At 36.9% G+C, this 16,740-nt stretch carries 11 protein-coding genes; 7 read left to right on the forward strand and 4 right to left on the reverse strand.

Annotated features, from left to right (window positions below; all coding sequences use genetic code 11):
• Positions 1-95: 95 nt before the first annotated feature.
• Positions 96-632: a hypothetical protein gene (locus EV142_RS09220; RefSeq protein WP_132034758.1), complete on the reverse strand. Its 537-nt coding sequence runs from the start codon at positions 630-632 to the stop codon at positions 96-98.
• A 613-nt stretch (positions 633-1,245) separates the two neighbouring features.
• On the opposite strand from EV142_RS09220, the gene EV142_RS09225 reads away from it, so the two are divergent.
• The 6 genes from EV142_RS09225 to EV142_RS09250 all read left to right on the forward strand — a co-directional run bounded on the left by EV142_RS09225 (position 1,246) and on the right by EV142_RS09250 (position 11,056).
• The gene (locus EV142_RS09225) at positions 1,246-2,187 is read left to right on the forward strand and encodes a multicopper oxidase domain-containing protein (RefSeq protein WP_238698683.1); all 942 of its coding nucleotides are present in this window, start codon (positions 1,246-1,248) and stop codon (positions 2,185-2,187) included.
• Positions 2,188-2,204: 17 nt separating this feature from the next.
• Entirely contained in the window at positions 2,205-2,633 is a 429-nt protein-coding gene (locus EV142_RS09230; protein ID WP_132034760.1) for a hypothetical protein, read from the forward strand.
• A 39-nt stretch (positions 2,634-2,672) separates the two neighbouring features.
• Positions 2,673-4,139 carry a tyrosinase family protein gene (locus EV142_RS09235; protein ID WP_132034762.1) on the forward strand — a complete coding sequence of 489 codons (1,467 nt, stop codon included), beginning with the start codon at positions 2,673-2,675 and terminating at the stop codon, positions 4,137-4,139.
• A 527-nt stretch (positions 4,140-4,666) separates the two neighbouring features.
• Positions 4,667-5,293 carry a putative polyvalent protein kinase domain-containing protein gene (locus EV142_RS09240; protein WP_132034764.1) on the forward strand — a complete coding sequence of 209 codons (627 nt, stop codon included), beginning with the start codon at positions 4,667-4,669 and terminating at the stop codon, positions 5,291-5,293.
• A gap of 168 nt (positions 5,294-5,461) precedes the next feature.
• Positions 5,462-5,896, forward strand: coding sequence for a hypothetical protein (locus tag EV142_RS09245; protein WP_132034766.1), 435 nt, complete (start codon positions 5,462-5,464; stop codon positions 5,894-5,896).
• Positions 5,897-5,980: 84 nt separating this feature from the next.
• Positions 5,981-11,056 carry a DUF4132 domain-containing protein gene (locus EV142_RS09250; RefSeq protein ID WP_132034768.1) on the forward strand — a complete coding sequence of 1,692 codons (5,076 nt, stop codon included), beginning with the start codon at positions 5,981-5,983 and terminating at the stop codon, positions 11,054-11,056.
• A gap of 72 nt (positions 11,057-11,128) precedes the next feature.
• On the opposite strand, the gene EV142_RS09255 is transcribed toward EV142_RS09250, so the two are convergent.
• From EV142_RS09255 to EV142_RS09265, 3 genes are all read right to left on the reverse strand, one after another.
• Positions 11,129-12,910 carry an AMP-dependent synthetase/ligase gene (locus EV142_RS09255; protein ID WP_132034770.1) on the reverse strand — a complete coding sequence of 594 codons (1,782 nt, stop codon included), beginning with the start codon at positions 12,908-12,910 and terminating at the stop codon, positions 11,129-11,131.
• Positions 12,911-13,081: 171 nt separating this feature from the next.
• On the reverse strand, positions 13,082-13,516 hold the full coding sequence (locus EV142_RS09260; protein WP_132034772.1) for a hypothetical protein: 435 nt from the start codon (positions 13,514-13,516) through the stop codon (positions 13,082-13,084).
• A 144-nt stretch (positions 13,517-13,660) separates the two neighbouring features.
• Positions 13,661-16,066 (reverse strand): TonB-dependent receptor domain-containing protein, encoded by a 2,406-nt coding sequence (locus tag EV142_RS09265; RefSeq protein ID WP_132034774.1) that lies wholly within the window; start codon positions 16,064-16,066, stop codon positions 13,661-13,663.
• Positions 16,067-16,300: 234 nt separating this feature from the next.
• Here EV142_RS09265 and EV142_RS09270 point away from each other — a divergent pair, with 234 nt between their 5' ends.
• Positions 16,301-16,588: a hypothetical protein gene (locus tag EV142_RS09270; RefSeq protein WP_132034776.1), complete on the forward strand. Its 288-nt coding sequence runs from the start codon at positions 16,301-16,303 to the stop codon at positions 16,586-16,588.
• The last annotated feature ends 152 nt before the right edge of the window (positions 16,589-16,740 follow it).

Genomic DNA, 16,740 nt, shown 5'->3' on the forward strand with positions numbered 1-16,740 from the left:
AAAATGTTAGAAGTTATGGGTTATGAGTTTTGAGTTATGAGTTATGGGTTAGCCGTTAGATGTGAAAATGCAAACTGCGACTGTAAACTGCAACTCTAAAAAGACAGTTTCTCTTTCAGGCACTTTTCCTCGCATTGCAGGACCTGGAGTTTTACTTCGTACTGTTCCTGGAGGTGCAGGCTGTTTCTCTCGATAACGCCTTCTAATCGTGCTTTTAAGACTGGGAAAAATGTGTCTTTGCGTCTTTTTTCCATTTCATCTGCCACAAAATCAGCAGCCTGTGATTCGTCTGTTACAAAAGCAAGAAGCTCCAAACCTTTCCGTGCAGGCTTGTATTTTTCCTGATGCTCTCTGAGTTTTTTGATAATGTTATGCTGACTGATTTGGTTGAGGTTCAGCTTGTCTTCCCAGTGCTTCCTTTCTTCTGGTTGCAGCTGCCGTACAGCAGGAGGGTTATTTTTTTGTTGTTCTTCAAAAAGGATCATTTTGGCCAGTCTTAGGTAGGCTCTTGTTGGCAGACTGCGTCTTCCTATTGCATACATCGACCAGAGCCCTTGCGATACACCCACTATGTTGGCTATCTCATTGTGCCTGAATCCAAATAGTTCTCCAAATTGTTTCTCCTCTTTCATCACTTTGCTTAAGGTTATTGTATTTTAATATGGTTTACAATTTAATTTCTATTCTCTTTTTACAACACGGTTGTTGTAGATTTTCTGTTGTAATTATTATTTCAACATAAGTTTCTCCAACAGAATTGTTGTAGATTTTCTGTTGTAATTATTATTTCAACATGAGTTTCTCCAACAGAATTGTTGTAAATTTTCTGTTGTAATTATTATTTCAACAGAAATTTTTACAACACAATTATTTTGCTTTTCATTTTGAATTTGTTTCACAACGGAAATTTTTTCATGTGCATTTTTCGACAGAAACAAATGTAATAAAAAGATTACATTTTAAGCAAATGTAGTAAAAAATATTTTTTCATCAGAACCTGTGACAGATTTGGCTACAGCAGGAATCCTATACTTTATAATCCCCAACACCCCAATAAAAAGAAATATTTTTCTTATAAAAACAAAACTTCATTCCGGGAATCCTCATCTATACAGGAAATTAGGATAATCTTAAACTGGGATTTTTACTACAAAATCAGGTATTTTTACGCAGTTTTTTAATTCGCAATAGTTCTAAATTTGAAGTAGCAAATACAGTACAGTCTGCATTAATGGAAGTTTAGAAATGAAAAAACGGAATCAAATTACACTGGTATTTTCTTTTTTATTCGTCAGTACCTTTTTGTTTTCTCAAAACGAACGATTAATTATTGGCCGTACCACAGGAAAACTGCTCATTGAAAAAAAGGCACCGATTCGGACTTTTGGTTTTACAAACTCGCTTTCAGGACAGGTTACTTTGCCGGGATCGGAGATTGATATGAAAGTAGGAGATAGCATCAATATTGATTTCTGGAATATTTCGCAGGGAAATCCGGTGTCGTTGTATTGCCGGGATATTGAATTTGTACAGCGTACTGCCGAAAATGAAGTCATGACCAAAAAAGAGCCGGTGCATCATATGGAACACGGGTTTTATTCTTTTGTGGCTCAAAAAGCAGGAACGTATCTGTATTATAGTCCCGAAAATTATCCGTTTAATCTTCAGGCAGGCATGTTTGGGGTCATTATCATACGTCCGAAAGAAACCGATGCTTTACCCGCTAAAGCGCTGGCTGAGGTACTATGGTGCAGTACTGAAATTGATCCGAAATGGCATACCGATGCGATTATGGGTACAGCATACGATACAAGTAATAAACCTGTAGTACTGCCGGATTTCAAACCACAGTACTTTTTGATTAATGGCAAGATCGCTACTAAAAATAAAGGGGTGCAAGTTTTGGCGAACAAAAAAGAGGCCGTGTTGCTGCGTCTGGTCAATGCAGGGCTGTACGGGAACGAAATACAGTTTCCGCCTCAGGCAAAAGTCAAATTAATTTCCGGAAATGAGAAGAACCTGACTACATTTTCAGGATCGTGTAAAGTACAGCTTCCTCCGGGCGAATGCATGGAGCTGGAGGTTTTTTTAGAAAATGTTTCAGATCAGGAAAAAATCGGCTATCACTTTATAGATCCGGTTTCCAAAAAAATAAGCTACAACGCCGGTATTCCGGTATTTTATTAATATTAAAACCAATCTTTATGAAAACAACAGTATTTTATTTCATACTCCTTTTTTCATTTTCGTTCTCCTTTGCACAAATCAAACCTACTTTTACTGTAGTGGGCAATGCCACCAATAAAGAGAGCGTATTGAAAACGAAACGACTGGATATTTCTAAAATTAAGGTCGAAAACATTTCCAGTAAACCCATCTATCTGGTTTGGGAAACAGTGTCGAATACCTTTCCTAAAGAATGGGATTGTTCGATGTGCCAGCATGGCGCCTGCCAGATCGGAATTCCAAAAGTTTCGGCTTTTAATAAACTCAATGCAGATCAGCAGGGATTTATTGCCATACATGTCATTCCGGAGAACAAAAAAGGCAATGGTATTGTAAAATTTAAGATTTACGATAAAGCGAATCCTGAGTATGCCAAGATTTTAACCTTTGAAGTCGAAGTGCTTTAAGGAAACTAATAATTCAATATTCACCCAAAAACAAACAAAATGAAAAAAATTACGAACTTATTCTTTATTATGCTGATCACGGGATTATCCTTCGGTCAGGGTAATGCCAATGCGAAATATACGCGCTGGAATGTTGATACGCCTGAAGGAAAGGCCAATCTGGTAGCCATGAATACCGCTTTTGAAAAAATGCGCGCCATGGGCTGCGATAATGGGCTGGCCTGGTATTATCAGGGTGCCATACACAATATTCCGACTGTTATTAATGGCAAAAATGTACTTTGCCCGCAGTATCAGACCAGTAAAGATAAACTATGGGCATGGGCCGATTGTACGCACAACGGATCAGACAGTGCGTCTTTAAATTTTCTTTTATGGCACAGAATGTACATTTGGTACTTAGAAAAAATTGTCCGTGAATTATCCGGAAAAGAGGATTTTGCCCTTCCGTACTGGAATTACGGCAGTAAAGTAGTTGCCGAGAATATTATGCCGGCACAATTAACAGACAAATCGGGTTCTTTGTATACGGCAGCGCGATATAGTATCCTGAACAACGGAAAGCCGATTCTTAAGGATCAGGTCGATCAGATTCAGGCGTCACTGGGAGAATTGCAAACCAACCCTTCCTTTAGCGGAAAGGCCGGATTTAGCAAAAGTCTCGAAATCGCTCCTCACGGGTATATGCACGATCTTATAGGAGGAGAATACGCCAATCCGAGCGAAACGTATTATAATGAAATCTACCAGAAGGAATATTCAGGTTTAATGGCCAATGTTCCGTCTGCCGGGTTTGATCCTGTGTTTTGGTTACATCATAGTATGATTGACCGTATTTGGGAATCCTGGGATGTTTCGGCTTATGGCCAGCGTCCAAGCCTGGAAGACCTAAAAGCGAATCCGTGGCCTTATGAGTTTATCACTCCCGATGGCAAACATATTACTTACACGATGGAGGAAGTATACAAGATTGTTTTTAATCTCGATTATAAATATGATAACCTGCTTTACGGATCCAAGACTCCGGTTTTAGCTTCTAATGAATCGACTGCAAAAAAGAAAATTGCCTTTCAGGATTCAAAAGAGCAGGTGGTCTGGGAACAGAAAATAGGGAAGGTGCTTGGGACTAGTGCTTTTACGCACAAAGTAACCAGTACATTCGCCAAAAGCACGAATAAAGTTTTTAAAAGTGCGAATTCTAAATTAGTACTAAATTTAAGTGTATCGGTATACAAAGAACCGAAAGATTACTATACCGTTTTTCTGAGATATCCGGGCAAAGCAGATCAGTATGTAGGCACAATGACTTTCTTTGGCGTAGCCCACGATCATGGCATGGAAGATGATCATCCGATAAGCGAAGACGGGATAAAAGTGAATTTCTCCTACTATATTTCAGATGACTTAGCCAATACAGACAAGAACTTCGAAATTATCATTAAAAAATCCGGAGCCGGAGATGCTAAAGTAACACTGGAAAAAATTAGTGTAACGAAAGCAAACTAAGCATAAAAGAAAACTAAACGAACAAAAAAACGGCTGTCATCTGACGGCCGTTTTGCATTAACCCGTTGAGCCTAATTCAAAACTGATGTCAGGCTGAGCGGAGTCGAAGCCCTTTTCATGCAAAAAGCCTTCGACTTCGCTCAGGGTGACATTGATTTCTATAAGAGTAAAAATGTTTTATTGAAATTTCCGTAAATAGATATTTAATAGTAACCCGTTGGGTGTAATTCAAAACTGGTGTCAGGCTGAGCGGAGTCGAAGCCCTTTTCATGCAAAAAAGCCTTCGACTCCGCTCAGGGTGCCCTTCGACTCCGCTCAGGGTGACATTTATTTCTATAAGAGTAAAATATTTGATTCAAATTTCCGTAAGTAGATATTTAATAGTAACCCGTGGGGTGTAATTCAAAACTGGTGTCAGGCTGAGCGGAGTCGAAGCCCTTTTGTTTATTAGATCACATCAGCGTTTCTGTACATTCCACCCAACGCGGTAATTACTATTTATTTCTATATTTGCAGTATACAAAATCATGAAGGATGAACTACAAAATATCATTTCAGGAAAGAGCCAGGTTAGGCATGGAAATACTATCCAAACAATCTCCCGTTACCTTAGAAAAAGCAAGAGCCCAGGCGGAACGTTTGAGTCAGGAAAGCAAATCAAAAGTGAAGAAAGAGCGTTAATAAGAGAATTTTGTAACAGGAATAGTTTTTGGATTACGAATATAAATATCAATGCTTTTATCTCTTCGGGTGCTGAGCAAAAAGTGTATCTTCAAAACAAACATAAAGTAATCAAGCTTAACGATACTATCTACTACGAATCCTGGGAAGATTATTTGAATAATTTACTACTACATAATTATTTCTTTCCGGATACCGCTTACCAGTTAATCGGGTTTTATGAACAAAAGGATATACTTTATGCTGTTGTCGAACAGAAATTTGTAGAATCTAATAGTGCTACAAAATTAGAAAACGTCGGGGAATTTTTAATTTCAAACGGTTTTATCAATACCAGAAATAACGATTATTTTAATCCTGAAGCAGGCATTATTCTTGAAGATTTGCACGACGAAAATGTTCTGACTTTTGATAGTAATCTGTTTTTTATCGATACGGTTTTTTATCTCACAGCAGCATTTTATAAATCATAGTGACTTAAAAATAAGAATATATATAACGGCTGTCATATGACAGCCGTTTTTTGTTGGTCATATTATTTTTGATTAATAATGTTTTTTTAATGTAGACAACAGGTCTTTTTATGCAATCTTATCTTATAATTTATTACTTTACGTATTTAAAATAATAATCAGAATCAAATGAATGTTAGTATATCGGTCAGGCAGTTAGGGAAAAAACATCCTCTTCTTCAGGAAAAAAGTATAGCCTTGGTTATCGAAAATCCTGTAATTTCTACCCGGACGCTTATCGAATTAGTGGTCGATTATCAGGTTCAGCTCTTCAATTCTTCCTCATTTGAATTTGATGACGAAGATAAAATTCACCTTCCGAAAGAAAATTATTTACCCATTCTGACAGATACCGGAAAAGTTGGTTTTGGTGCCCTTTACAACCACAATAAAGTTGATTTAGCGGTAGCACAGGAAAATGCAATTCTGGCTTTTGAAGATGGCATGTATGCTGTTTTTTACGGCGATGACGAACTGGAGAACTTAAGTCAGGAAATAAATCTTGAAGAAAATAAAACGCTCACTTTTATCAGACTGACTTTTTTGGCGGGGAGTTACTGGTAAGAAATGCATTTTCTGACAATGAAACTTTGCATTTTCAAAAACCTTTTTACAATAAATACAATATATAATTTTTAAAATAATAACATGATGTCTATAGAAGATGTTCTTAAAAGTAAAATAATAGAAAACCCTATACAAAGGTTTAAAAAAGAATTAGAAGAAATTGTCAATAGTAATTTGGTAACAAAGCTATTGTCAAAAAACAAGTTGAAAAAAGAAGTAGCCGAGTTTGGTCTGGAACTTTTAAAACTAAAAGATAATTATTACAACACGTATGTTTCTTTTGGTTCTAAAGAATGCACCGAATTCGAAAAATGGATAAAAGAAGATTTATGGGAAGACAAAAATTACTATGAACTCCTGGTCTACTTTTTTGGTGAAGAAAATGCCGTTTATATAAAAGAAGCCTGGAACCAACTTCCTCAAAAAATGTATCAGATTGGTTATACGCGACGCTCTTTCAGGGCGCCAAACAATAAAAAATATTTGCTTGTCAACCAGGTTAATTTTTTGCGTTCGCTGCTTAATGGTCCAAAGATTTACAATTACCACGACAACAATACCGTACATTACGATTTAAGTATTGAGGACCACATTCGCTTTGATACCGAGATTTCCAGTTCTGCGAATCAGTTTATGATTTGGTCGGCAGCGATTGATTTAAACAAAGAAAATCTTTTTCAGTTATTTGAAGATATTATTTTCAACAAAGACCCAAGAGGAAAAGTTTCGCGAAACATTATCAAAGCACTTTTAAACAGCGAGAAAAAAGAAAGCTGGGAACTGGTCGAAAAACTTTTATTGGCCGCACAGCGTCAGGAAGGCTTACGCCAGACGGTTTTGGAAGCATTGGACGAAACTAGTATCGGTGCTTTGCACTATATGATTAAGGTCATTATAGATAATAAATTAACCCGCTTTTCATCTGTCGTGCGCGGCATTGATACCTGGACGGGTTTGGGTTGGGAATCTGAAAAAGAAACTACAGTTCGGAACATCATCAATCTGGCGTATGGTTATTTCTCGAATCCGGAAACAATTCCGGCAGGAATTCAGAGTAAAAACAATAATGAAGTTTATATGGCGCTTTGGGTTCAGGGCGTTTTCGATGTCGAAAAAACCGTTCCGTATCTGCATGATTTATTAGCGAAAGGTTCGATCGAAAAGAAATCGCTCGCCTTAAAATTTGCCGGGGAGACTAACGATCCCTATATCGAAATGCCATTGTATTTTAAAGCGCTGGACGATGAAAATCTTCAGGTTTTGGCCTTTACACTTCCGAGACTAAATGCATTTTTAGACGCTAATGCAAAATCGAGATATTATGCTGAAAATGAAGCTTATCCGAACTTCTTTGATAAGGTTTATAATCTCGCGCAAAATATAACCGAAAAAGAAAAAACTTTCGAAGGGAAAGTATTTTCGTGGCTCAATGCCAAGTTCGAGAAAGATTCCTTGTATGCTGCAGCGATAAATTTAATTGGCGATAACAGCGAAAGATTAGAAATTATTCTGAATCATTTTGAAGGTTTTGCAATTAATTTAAGAGAAAAACTGGCCAGAGAAATTCTGGGTGATTATTATTGTTCTTCTTTTTACAGCTTTAAAAACGATGGAGGTAAAGACAAAAAAGAACCAACCAGTTTTCAAAGAAATTTTGCACTTCGCATCTTAAAAGACAGAGGCGAATCTTTGGTAGCTTCAGCGGTCAATACTTTAAATAATTTGAGTTTAACAGAAGATGAACTGGCCATTTTTCAGGAATTATACAAACGTAAAAATTCTAATTTAAAGAAAAACCTAACCGCAATTTTACTCAAGCAGGAAGATCAGAAAATAAGCTCCTTTGTAGAAAAGACGTTAGAAAATGGCGATTTGGAACAACGCATGTCGGTTTTGGATTTGATGCTGCAGTTGCAGAAAAATGCGAAGCTGACAGATAAAGTTAATGACTGGGTCGCCGCTTATTCGACAAGACCCAAAATTACCGAAAAAGAAACCAAATTTATAGAGCAGTTAGAACCTTCAAAAAAGAAAGATAGTATAAGTGCCGAAAACGGATTCGGTTTTTATACACCAAAGGAAGTTTCACCCTATGCCTTGCCAAAACCACAGGCAGATTCCCTGTATGTTAAATCGGTGAAGGAGCATCAATATGGTTTCTCAAAATCAATGTCTCAGATACAAACCGAAATTTCTAAACTTTATAAATTATATGAAGAAAACAGAAATCACGAATATGAAATCGAAAACTACGATAACAGCAAATCGACTGTTTTACTTGGAAATACTTTTAGAGAGGTAAAAAATCTAAAAGATGAAAAAGATCCTGAAATTGCAGCGACAAATTATCCGTTGTACGAAGTTTGGTCGGGCTGGTTTGAAAATTCGGGATTAACTGAAAAAGATCTATTTCTACTCACACTTGTAAGCAGTTGTGACCGGAAAGTATGGCGCGATTTTCTGGAAAAATATGTTTTTTATTATAAAGAATTATTGCCGCACCAAAACAAAAGAGGTTATGATTGGGACAATGCCATTTTACAAATTTTAAATGCGCTACAGCTTAAATATTCTTTTAAAGAAAAGGCAGATTTCTTAATTGACGCCTGCAGCACTTTGTATGCAAATCTTCCGGAATCAGTTTTAGAGTTTGAATACAAACCTTCAAAAGAGGAATATTATTATAATTCAGATAACGGAAACGGCTGGCAGAATCAGGGCTTTTTTGATATTTATCTCAATAAAATCAATTTACTGGATTTATCAGAAGAACAAAATAATAAAGTTTGGAACCTGCACAGATGGAGACAGTTAAACGGATTAGAAAGAAATATTTCTTATAATAAACCACCAATTCATTTGTATTGCGTGGCTTTTGAGCAAAATTTAATTACCGAAGGCGAATTGTACGAAGGTATTTTAGAAAGTGAAAGAATTTCTGTTTTAACAGGCGATGGGAAACACTACAGACATCCCGGAGGTGAAGATTTAATTAAGACATTTCCATTTTTAGTTTCGATGATTGATAAAATTCGCGAAACCTTTTTGGATATTGAAGTAAAAAGAGGCGATTCCAATACATCGGTGACACATTTGGTTCAGAGTTTCCGGAAGATTTTCGGAATCAATCGTTTGGTCGAAATGCTGACGGCTCTCGGGAAAGCAAGTTTGTACAAAGGCTATATTTATTCGTGGAGCTACACCGAATTAACCAAGCAAAAACTGTTTAGTTATTTATTGAAAAGATGTTATCCGTTGGCTACTGACACTCAGGAAATTTTTAACGACGCCATTACAAAAGCCAAAATCTCTGAAGAAAGATTGATTCAGGCCGCTATTTATGCACCGCAATGGCAGAAGTTTATCAGCAATTATTTAAAATGGAACGGTTTAGATGAAGGAATCTGGTGGTTTCATGCACATACCAAAACAGCCAGTTACAGAGCTGTAAATTCGGAGTTAGAAAGTGAAATGGCGAAATTCTCCTCTATCGATCTGCAGGATTTTAAAGATGGAGCAGTGGATAAAAATTGGTTTGTATCGGCTTATAAACAATTGGGAAAAGCGAAATGGGAAATGCTGTATGAATCGGCAAAATATGTAACCGACGGAAACGGACATCGCAGAGCGCGATTATACGCAGACACGATTACGGGCGATTTGAAAATTAGAGAAGTTACGGCCAAAGTAAAAGACAAACGCGATCAGGATTATTTAAGAGTTTACGGTCTAGTGCCTTTAAGCAAAACAAGTCCTGAAAAAGATATTTTGGCACGCTATGAATATTTGCAGCAGTTTAAAAAAGAAAGCAGGGAATTTGGTTCGATGAAGCAGGCAAGTGAAGCTTTGGCAATTCGTGTGGCGTTGGAAAACCTGGCCAGAAATGCCGGTTATCCGGATCCTGTTCGACTGACGTGGGCGATGGAAACCAAACAGGTTCAGAATATTTTATCAAAAGAAACCGAAGTTGTTTTAGATGATATACGAGTAAATCTGGTCATTAATAAAGAAGGAAAAGCAGATCTGGTTACTTTTAAAGCGGATAAAGAATTAAAAGCGATTCCGCCAAAATATAAAAAAGACAAGGGAATTCTGGAATTAACGAATTACAGAAAAACGATGCGTGAGCAATGGACGCGTTCGAGAAAAGGACTGGAGGAAAGCATGATTCGTGGTGATGAATTTTTATATCCCGAAATGCAGAACCTTTTCGAACATCCAATTATTTCTAAACATCTTGAAAAATTGGTTTTTATCTCAAATGATGCTAAAATTGGTTTTTATATTGATGGAAATCTGGTTACGGCTTTAGGTGAAGTGAATACACTAAATGAAAATCAGACTTTTAGAATTGCACATTGTTACGATCTGCACAAACACAATGTCTGGACAGATTTTCAAAGCTATTGTTTTGACAACAAATTGCAACAGCCCTTTAAGCAGGTTTTTAGGGAATTATATGTTCCAACACCTGATGAATTACAGGAAAAATCAATTTCAAGACGTTATGCCGGACATCAGGTACAGCCCAGCCAGACTTTGGCTTTGTTGAAAACCAGAGGATGGAAAGTAGATTATGAAGAAGGATTGCAAAAAGTTTTTCATAAAGAAGGCTATCAGGTTAAAATGTACGCCATGGCTGACTGGTTTTCTCCGGCAGATGTCGAAAGTCCAACTTTAGAAACAATTGAATTTCATTCGTTAAAAGATTATAAAAACATTGCATTTGAAGATATTAATCCGCGCATTTTTTCAGAAGTAATGCGTGATATTGATTTAGTAGTAAGTGTCGCACATGTTGGCGGAGTTGATCCTGAGGCAAGCCATTCATCAATTGAGATGAGAGCAGTTTTACTGAGAGAAACATTACGATTGTTTAAAATCAAAAATGTAGAGATTAAACAAAGCCATGCGTTGATTAAAGGAGAAATGGCTAACTATAGTGTTCATTTGGGAAGTGCAGTTGTACATCAGATGCCAGGGAAATATTTGTCAATACTTCCGGTTCATTCGCAACACAGGGGACGTTTGTTCCTGCCTTTTGCAGATGACGATCCTAAATCGGCTGAGGTCATGTCTAAAGTTCTTTTGTTAGCCAAAGACAATGAAATACAAGATCCGACAATTTTAAGTCAGATTGATAAGGTGTTTGTCTAAGGACTATTCCTAAAAGAAATAAAAAAACGGCTGTCAGATGACAGCCGTTTTTCGTTGGTTATATTATTTTGATTATGAATTTTGTCCGTAAATTTTAGCGTAAAGATCTTTGTAGATTTCCTTGATGATTTTACGTTTCAATTTTAATGTAGGAGTCAATTGTCCGCCATCGATAGACCAGACATCGGGAGTCAGCTCAAAACGTTTGATTTTTTCCCAGTGACCGAATTTTTCGTTGATTCCTTCGATTTCTTCGTCGATGCGTTTGATTACATCCGGATTCGAAGCGATTTCAGCATTGGAACTTCCTAAAGTAATTTTATGGATTTTAGCCCATTCTTTTACGAATTCAAAGTTAGGCTGAATAAAAGCAGCCGGCATTTTTTCGCCTTCACCAATCACCATGATCTGCTCGATAAAACGGGATTGTTTCATGGCATTTTCGATCAATTGCGGAGCGATGTATTTTCCGCCTGAGGTTTTGAACATTTCTTTCTTACGGTCTGTAATTTTAAGGAAACCTTCGCTGTCAATTTCTCCGATATCTCCGGTGTGGAAATATCCATCCTGTAAAGCTTCTGCTGTTTTTTCAGGGTCTTTGAAGTAGCCTAACATTACGTTTGGTCCTTTGCAAAGGATTTCGCCGTCCTGGGCAATTTTCACTTCAACGTTACGGATTACTTTTCCAACGGTTCCAATTTTGAAACCTTTATTTCTTTCGTCGTTTACAGCTATTACAGGTGATGTTTCAGATAAACCGTAACCTTCCATAACCGGAATTTCGGCAGCAGCAAAAACTCTTGTTAAACGCGGCTGTAAAGCAGCACTTCCGGAAACCATTAAATCTAAATTACCTCCCAAACCTTCTTTCCATTTGCTGAAAATAAGTTTTCTGGCGATTTTTAACTGAAATTCGTACCAGAAGCCATTGGCTCCGTAAGGCTCATATTTTAAACCGAGGTCAATAGCCCAGAAGAATAATTTTTTCTTGATGCCGGTTAATTCGGCACCTTTTGCGTAAATTTTATCATAAACCTTTTCCAGAAGTCTTGGAACAGCCGTAATCACGGTTGGTCTTACTTCTTTCAGGTTATCACTGATTTTGTCAATAGATTCTCCAAAATAAACAGAAACGCCATAATACTGATAAATGTATAAAATCATTCTTTCAAAAATATGACAAATAGGAAGGAAGCTCAGTGCCGTACTTTTTCCCGGATCAAACGGAATTCTCGGTGCACTGTCTAAAACATTCGAAACAATGTTTTTGTGTGAAAGCATCACTCCTTTTGGTCGCCCTGTAGTTCCTGAAGTATAAATAATAGTAGCTAAATCATCTTCCTTAATGCTGTCTTTTCTGGCCTCAACCTCAGACTGATTGCTTTCGTCTGCCCCTAAAGTCAGTAATTCTGACCAGTGTTTGCAGCCTGCAATTTCATTAAAAGAATACACCTCTTTTAAAGTGGGAACGTTGGCTTTGATGGCAAGTACTTTCTGAAATACTTCATCATCTGAAACGAAGCAGAAAATGCTTCCGCTGTGATTTAAAATATATTCGTAATCTTCTTCAGCAATCGTTGGATAAATCGGAACGTTTTGTGCCCCGGTCTGTAAAATACCAATATCCATGATATTCCATTCCGTGCGGTTATTTGAAGTGATTAATGCAATTTTATCCTCTTTCTGAACGCCCATGCGCAATAATGCCCTTGAAACGGCATTTGCTTTAGCAATATATTCCTGAGTGGATGTTTTTTCCCAGGCTCCATTTTTTTTGGTTGCCAGAGCAACCGGAAGATCGTAAGTTTCTTGTTGATAATAAGGGAAATCAAAAAGGCGTGTGATTGAAACCATGTTTAATATATTGAATTTTACCGCAAATTAAATAAAAAATGGGTATAATTTTTAGTTTTATGAAATTTTATGGCAAAAATTATAGGTACTATTAAAAATCAACGAAAACGTTTTCTTTTTTATAGTAAATTTTCGAAAAAAGCAAGAATTGTTTAATTTCAGGACCGCAATTTATTGCACGTTAAAATCCTCGTAGCTTTTTACCCTTTCTCCCATCAGGAACATTTTCTTTTTGGCGAAGTGAATAGAAAGCTGGGTGTAATTCCACTCATCGCTATCATTGGTTCTGTACCAGAATGTGTAGGATTTACTATTGAAACCTTCTTTAAAAACCGGAACACCTTCTTCCGTACATTCAATTCCCCAGTTGATCTTTTTTTTGCTTAAATCTTCGTCCTGAATAACTCCTGTTCCGTCAGGATTTAATACAGTGCTGGGCTCTTTTTGTCCGATAGGTAAAAAAGTTCCCTGTATCGGATAAGCAATAGTAGTAGTGATATAACGTTCGCGGCCTTTAAATACAATTTTATCTATATTAATTTCTTGTGAATAGGATTGCGTAGCTATAAAAAATAATGCAAAAAGGTATGCTTTTAAAATTTTCATTTCTAGTAGGTTTTAGTGTTTTTGGAGCTTCAAAAAATCCCGTGGCAGGATTTTTTAGGCGAATATAGTTCAAATTTTAATAAAAAAATGAATCCAAATTACAAGAATGAGATTTTTTTTAAACAATTCATTTCCAAAGGGAAATTACTCGGTTGAAAATTGATTTTCGAGTAGTTTTTCTTTGAAATCAGATTTGAAAGTATAGGCAAAAGTAAGCAGTAAAGCCCTCGTATCTGATTTTGAAGTCCGGTTGCTGCTAAAGAGAGAAGTAGTGTTTTTATACCCGCTTTTCAGGGTGTTAAACATATCGGTAACCACGAGGCCTAGACGCGCATTTCCTTTTCCTAATTTTTGCTGAAAACCGAGGTCAGCATTATAAACCGGAATTCTTTTTCCCTGCGGAGTGGCCAATGCCGAATTGTAATTGCCAATTAGCTGCAGTTTGGCACCTTTCCACGGAATAAAATTATGAATCATTTTTCCATACCAGCTAAAAGCATTCTGAACCACATCCTGAGCCAGATTACCGGCATTTATATTTTGCTGAAAAGCCGTTACACTAATGTTGGTATCATAAAAAGGAGATGGTTTAACGCTGAAAATAGTTTCTAAACCATAGGTAATCGTATTTCCAATGTTTTGAGGCTGCAGTAAAACAACGCCATTGTCCTGAAGCACTGCATATTGTTTGATCGTGTTATTGGCATTTCTGTAAAAAGCATTGGTTGAAAATGAATAGTTCTCCCATGCTGCATTGTAACTCATTTCGACAATATGAACGATCTCGGGTTTTAAATAAGGATTTCCACCATGCGGATTCAGGGCATCGGTAATGTCGACAAAGGGATTCAGATCGTCTAAATCGGGACGATTGATGCGTTTGCTGTAACCGAATTTTAAAAATTCACTGGATTGTAAGTTGAGCTGTAAAGAGGCCGACGGAAAAAGTTTTGCATAATGATTGGAAAAAGTGTCACTGTTGTTTTGCGTCTTTCCGTTATTGGAAACCTGCTCGGCACGAATTCCTAAATTGTATTGCCACTTTGGATTTTCCGTATTTCCAATAAAGGAATTCAGCATTCCGTAAACCGCATTTATTTGTTCATTGAAATCAAAAATATTCGTGGCCAACGGATTAATTACATACTCCGAATTGATTTGATCTGCACTTTGAAAATCGGAATTAAAAAAGCGAAAGGTTCCTTTGTACCCCGTTTCGATTATCGATTTTTCTGCAACCGGAAAAGTATAGTTTAAAAAAGCATTCGAGATATTTTCTTTTTCATAATTACGGGTTCTTTGCAGCAAAGGATTTCCGGTCACCATTTCATTTTCATCGTAAGTATTGGTGTCAATATTGGTATTTTCCCTGTGGAAATTGAAAGAAGAAGTAATACCCGCATTCAGGTTTTTTCGGTCATCAGAAAATTTTCGGTCGTAATGAAAAGCCAGTTCGGCTACTTTTGAACGTTCTAATTCCAGGGAATGTCTGGTATTGTCCGAAAAAAAGGCATTGGTATTGGTATTGATTTTGGTTTGCAAAGTTTCGTCATTATCCTGACTTTCTAAATTGCCAAGTGCTTCAAAAGAAAAAGTATTCCTTTCATTTGGAGCAAAATCAATATTGAATTTCAAATTTTGCAATCCTTCCGTGCGTTCGTCGTTTCTGTTTTGAGTGATAAAATGTTCGTCATCAATCAAATAATTGGTTCGGTCTCCTTTTATTTTTTTAGTCCTTCCTGCAAAACGATTGTCATAGGCCAGACCAAAATTCCATTTTTCTGTTTTCTGGTTCAATTGGACAGAACTGTTCATTCTTCCTTTGGCTCCAAAACCACCACCCAAAACAACAGCACCATTAAGACCGTCTTGGTTGTTCTTTTTAAGTTTGATATTTATGATGCCGCTTTCTGCATTGGCATCGTATTTTGCTGTCGGATTACTAATGATTTCAATACTTTCTATGCTGCTTGCCGCAATCTGATCCATATTGGTAAGGGCAGAGTTTTTTCCGTTAATTAAAATCATGGGTGTTTTTCCTCTGAGCGAAATAGCGCCATCCGCATCAACAGCAACAGTCGGAATGCTTTTTAGCATATCTGTGGCAGTTCCGCCCGTTTGTGATATATTCGAAGCCGCATTAAAAATAAAGCCTTCGTCTGTTTTCTGAATTTGTTTTTTCTTTGAATTTACGGTAACCGTATTTAATAATTGACTGTCATTTTGTAAAACCAGGATTCCGAGATTTACTGGACTACCGGTAAATTTTATTTTTTGAAAGACGGTTTTAAATCCGATTAATTTGAATTGCAACTGATAATCGCCTGAAACAATATTTTCTAATGAAAAATTTCCTGAAGCATCCGTCACTGCATAAGAAGCGACTTTGGTGGAGTCCTGGCTGTTTTTTAGGATAACATCCACAAATTCTACAGGAAGTTTCCCGTCGGTAACAGTTCCTTTTACAGCGGCTGAATTTTGACTAAAAGCATAGGGGCTTATCATAAGTAAAGTGATCAGCAGCGTTATCTTTTGCAGGTGTTTTTTCATAAGACAAAGATATTTATCAGAGGAAATACACTGAAATAAACTGGCTTAAGATAGTATTAAATTAATCTTAGAATGTTTTAAGGATTAAGTGCAGAGAAGAAAAAAGGGGCTTTTTACCCTGTAAAAAACAGGAAATGACATAAGCGTTATAAATTCTGTACAGGGTAGTTTTGAAATGAATTAAATGCGTAAGCCGAAAAGCAAATGAGTAGGCATTATTTTAAAAAATACAAAATGGAAACAGCTTTCTTTTTGATAATGGGATGGTGCGGTACAGGTTATCCCGGATGGTTAAGGGATTTATTGAAAAAATGGCCACCGCCGCCGCCGGATCCGGAACCATGGCGTCATATCAGCATTATTGTTTTGGGATTAGTCGCAGGATTAGTTGGCGGACATTTCTTTAGTAATGCCATTGCAGAAAATCAGTTTTTTGCAGGTCAGCGTACAATTGCTGCCGGACTGTTTGCTTTCGGAGCATCAAATGTTGCCACCGTAATCGCTTTATCACTGAAACGTTAAAAAAAAATGCCTCAGCTATAGGGATAGTGCTGAGGCATTTTTTTATGGTGAAATATAGAGTTTTTTTGCCACTAATTTCACGAATTAATTAATTTGTAGTGCGAAAAACCTGCCACTCCCGATAGCTATCTGGATACAGGATTAAAAATAAT

It is taken from the genome of Flavobacterium circumlabens (genome assembly GCF_004345565.1).
In the GTDB taxonomy this organism is placed as follows: Bacteria; Bacteroidota; Bacteroidia; order Flavobacteriales; family Flavobacteriaceae; genus Flavobacterium; species Flavobacterium circumlabens.

Coding starts and splice junctions, on each gene's coding strand:
- EV142_RS09250 (WP_132034768.1), top strand. CDS start 5,981: ATGATGTCTATAGAAGATGTTCTTAAAAGTAAAATAATAGAAAACCCT.
- EV142_RS09225 (WP_238698683.1), top strand. CDS start 1,246: ATGAAAAAACGGAATCAAATTACACTGGTATTTTCTTTTTTATTCGTC.
- EV142_RS09240 (WP_132034764.1), top strand. CDS start 4,667: ATGAAGGATGAACTACAAAATATCATTTCAGGAAAGAGCCAGGTTAGG.
- EV142_RS09245 (WP_132034766.1), top strand. CDS start 5,462: ATGAATGTTAGTATATCGGTCAGGCAGTTAGGGAAAAAACATCCTCTT.
- EV142_RS09230 (WP_132034760.1), top strand. CDS start 2,205: ATGAAAACAACAGTATTTTATTTCATACTCCTTTTTTCATTTTCGTTC.
- EV142_RS09265 (WP_132034774.1), bottom strand. CDS start 16,066: ATGAAAAAACACCTGCAAAAGATAACGCTGCTGATCACTTTACTTATG.
- EV142_RS09235 (WP_132034762.1), top strand. CDS start 2,673: ATGAAAAAAATTACGAACTTATTCTTTATTATGCTGATCACGGGATTA.
- EV142_RS09270 (WP_132034776.1), top strand. CDS start 16,301: ATGGAAACAGCTTTCTTTTTGATAATGGGATGGTGCGGTACAGGTTAT.
- EV142_RS09220 (WP_132034758.1), bottom strand. CDS start 632: ATGAAAGAGGAGAAACAATTTGGAGAACTATTTGGATTCAGGCACAAT.
- EV142_RS09260 (WP_132034772.1), bottom strand. CDS start 13,516: ATGAAAATTTTAAAAGCATACCTTTTTGCATTATTTTTTATAGCTACG.
- EV142_RS09255 (WP_132034770.1), bottom strand. CDS start 12,910: ATGGTTTCAATCACACGCCTTTTTGATTTCCCTTATTATCAACAAGAA.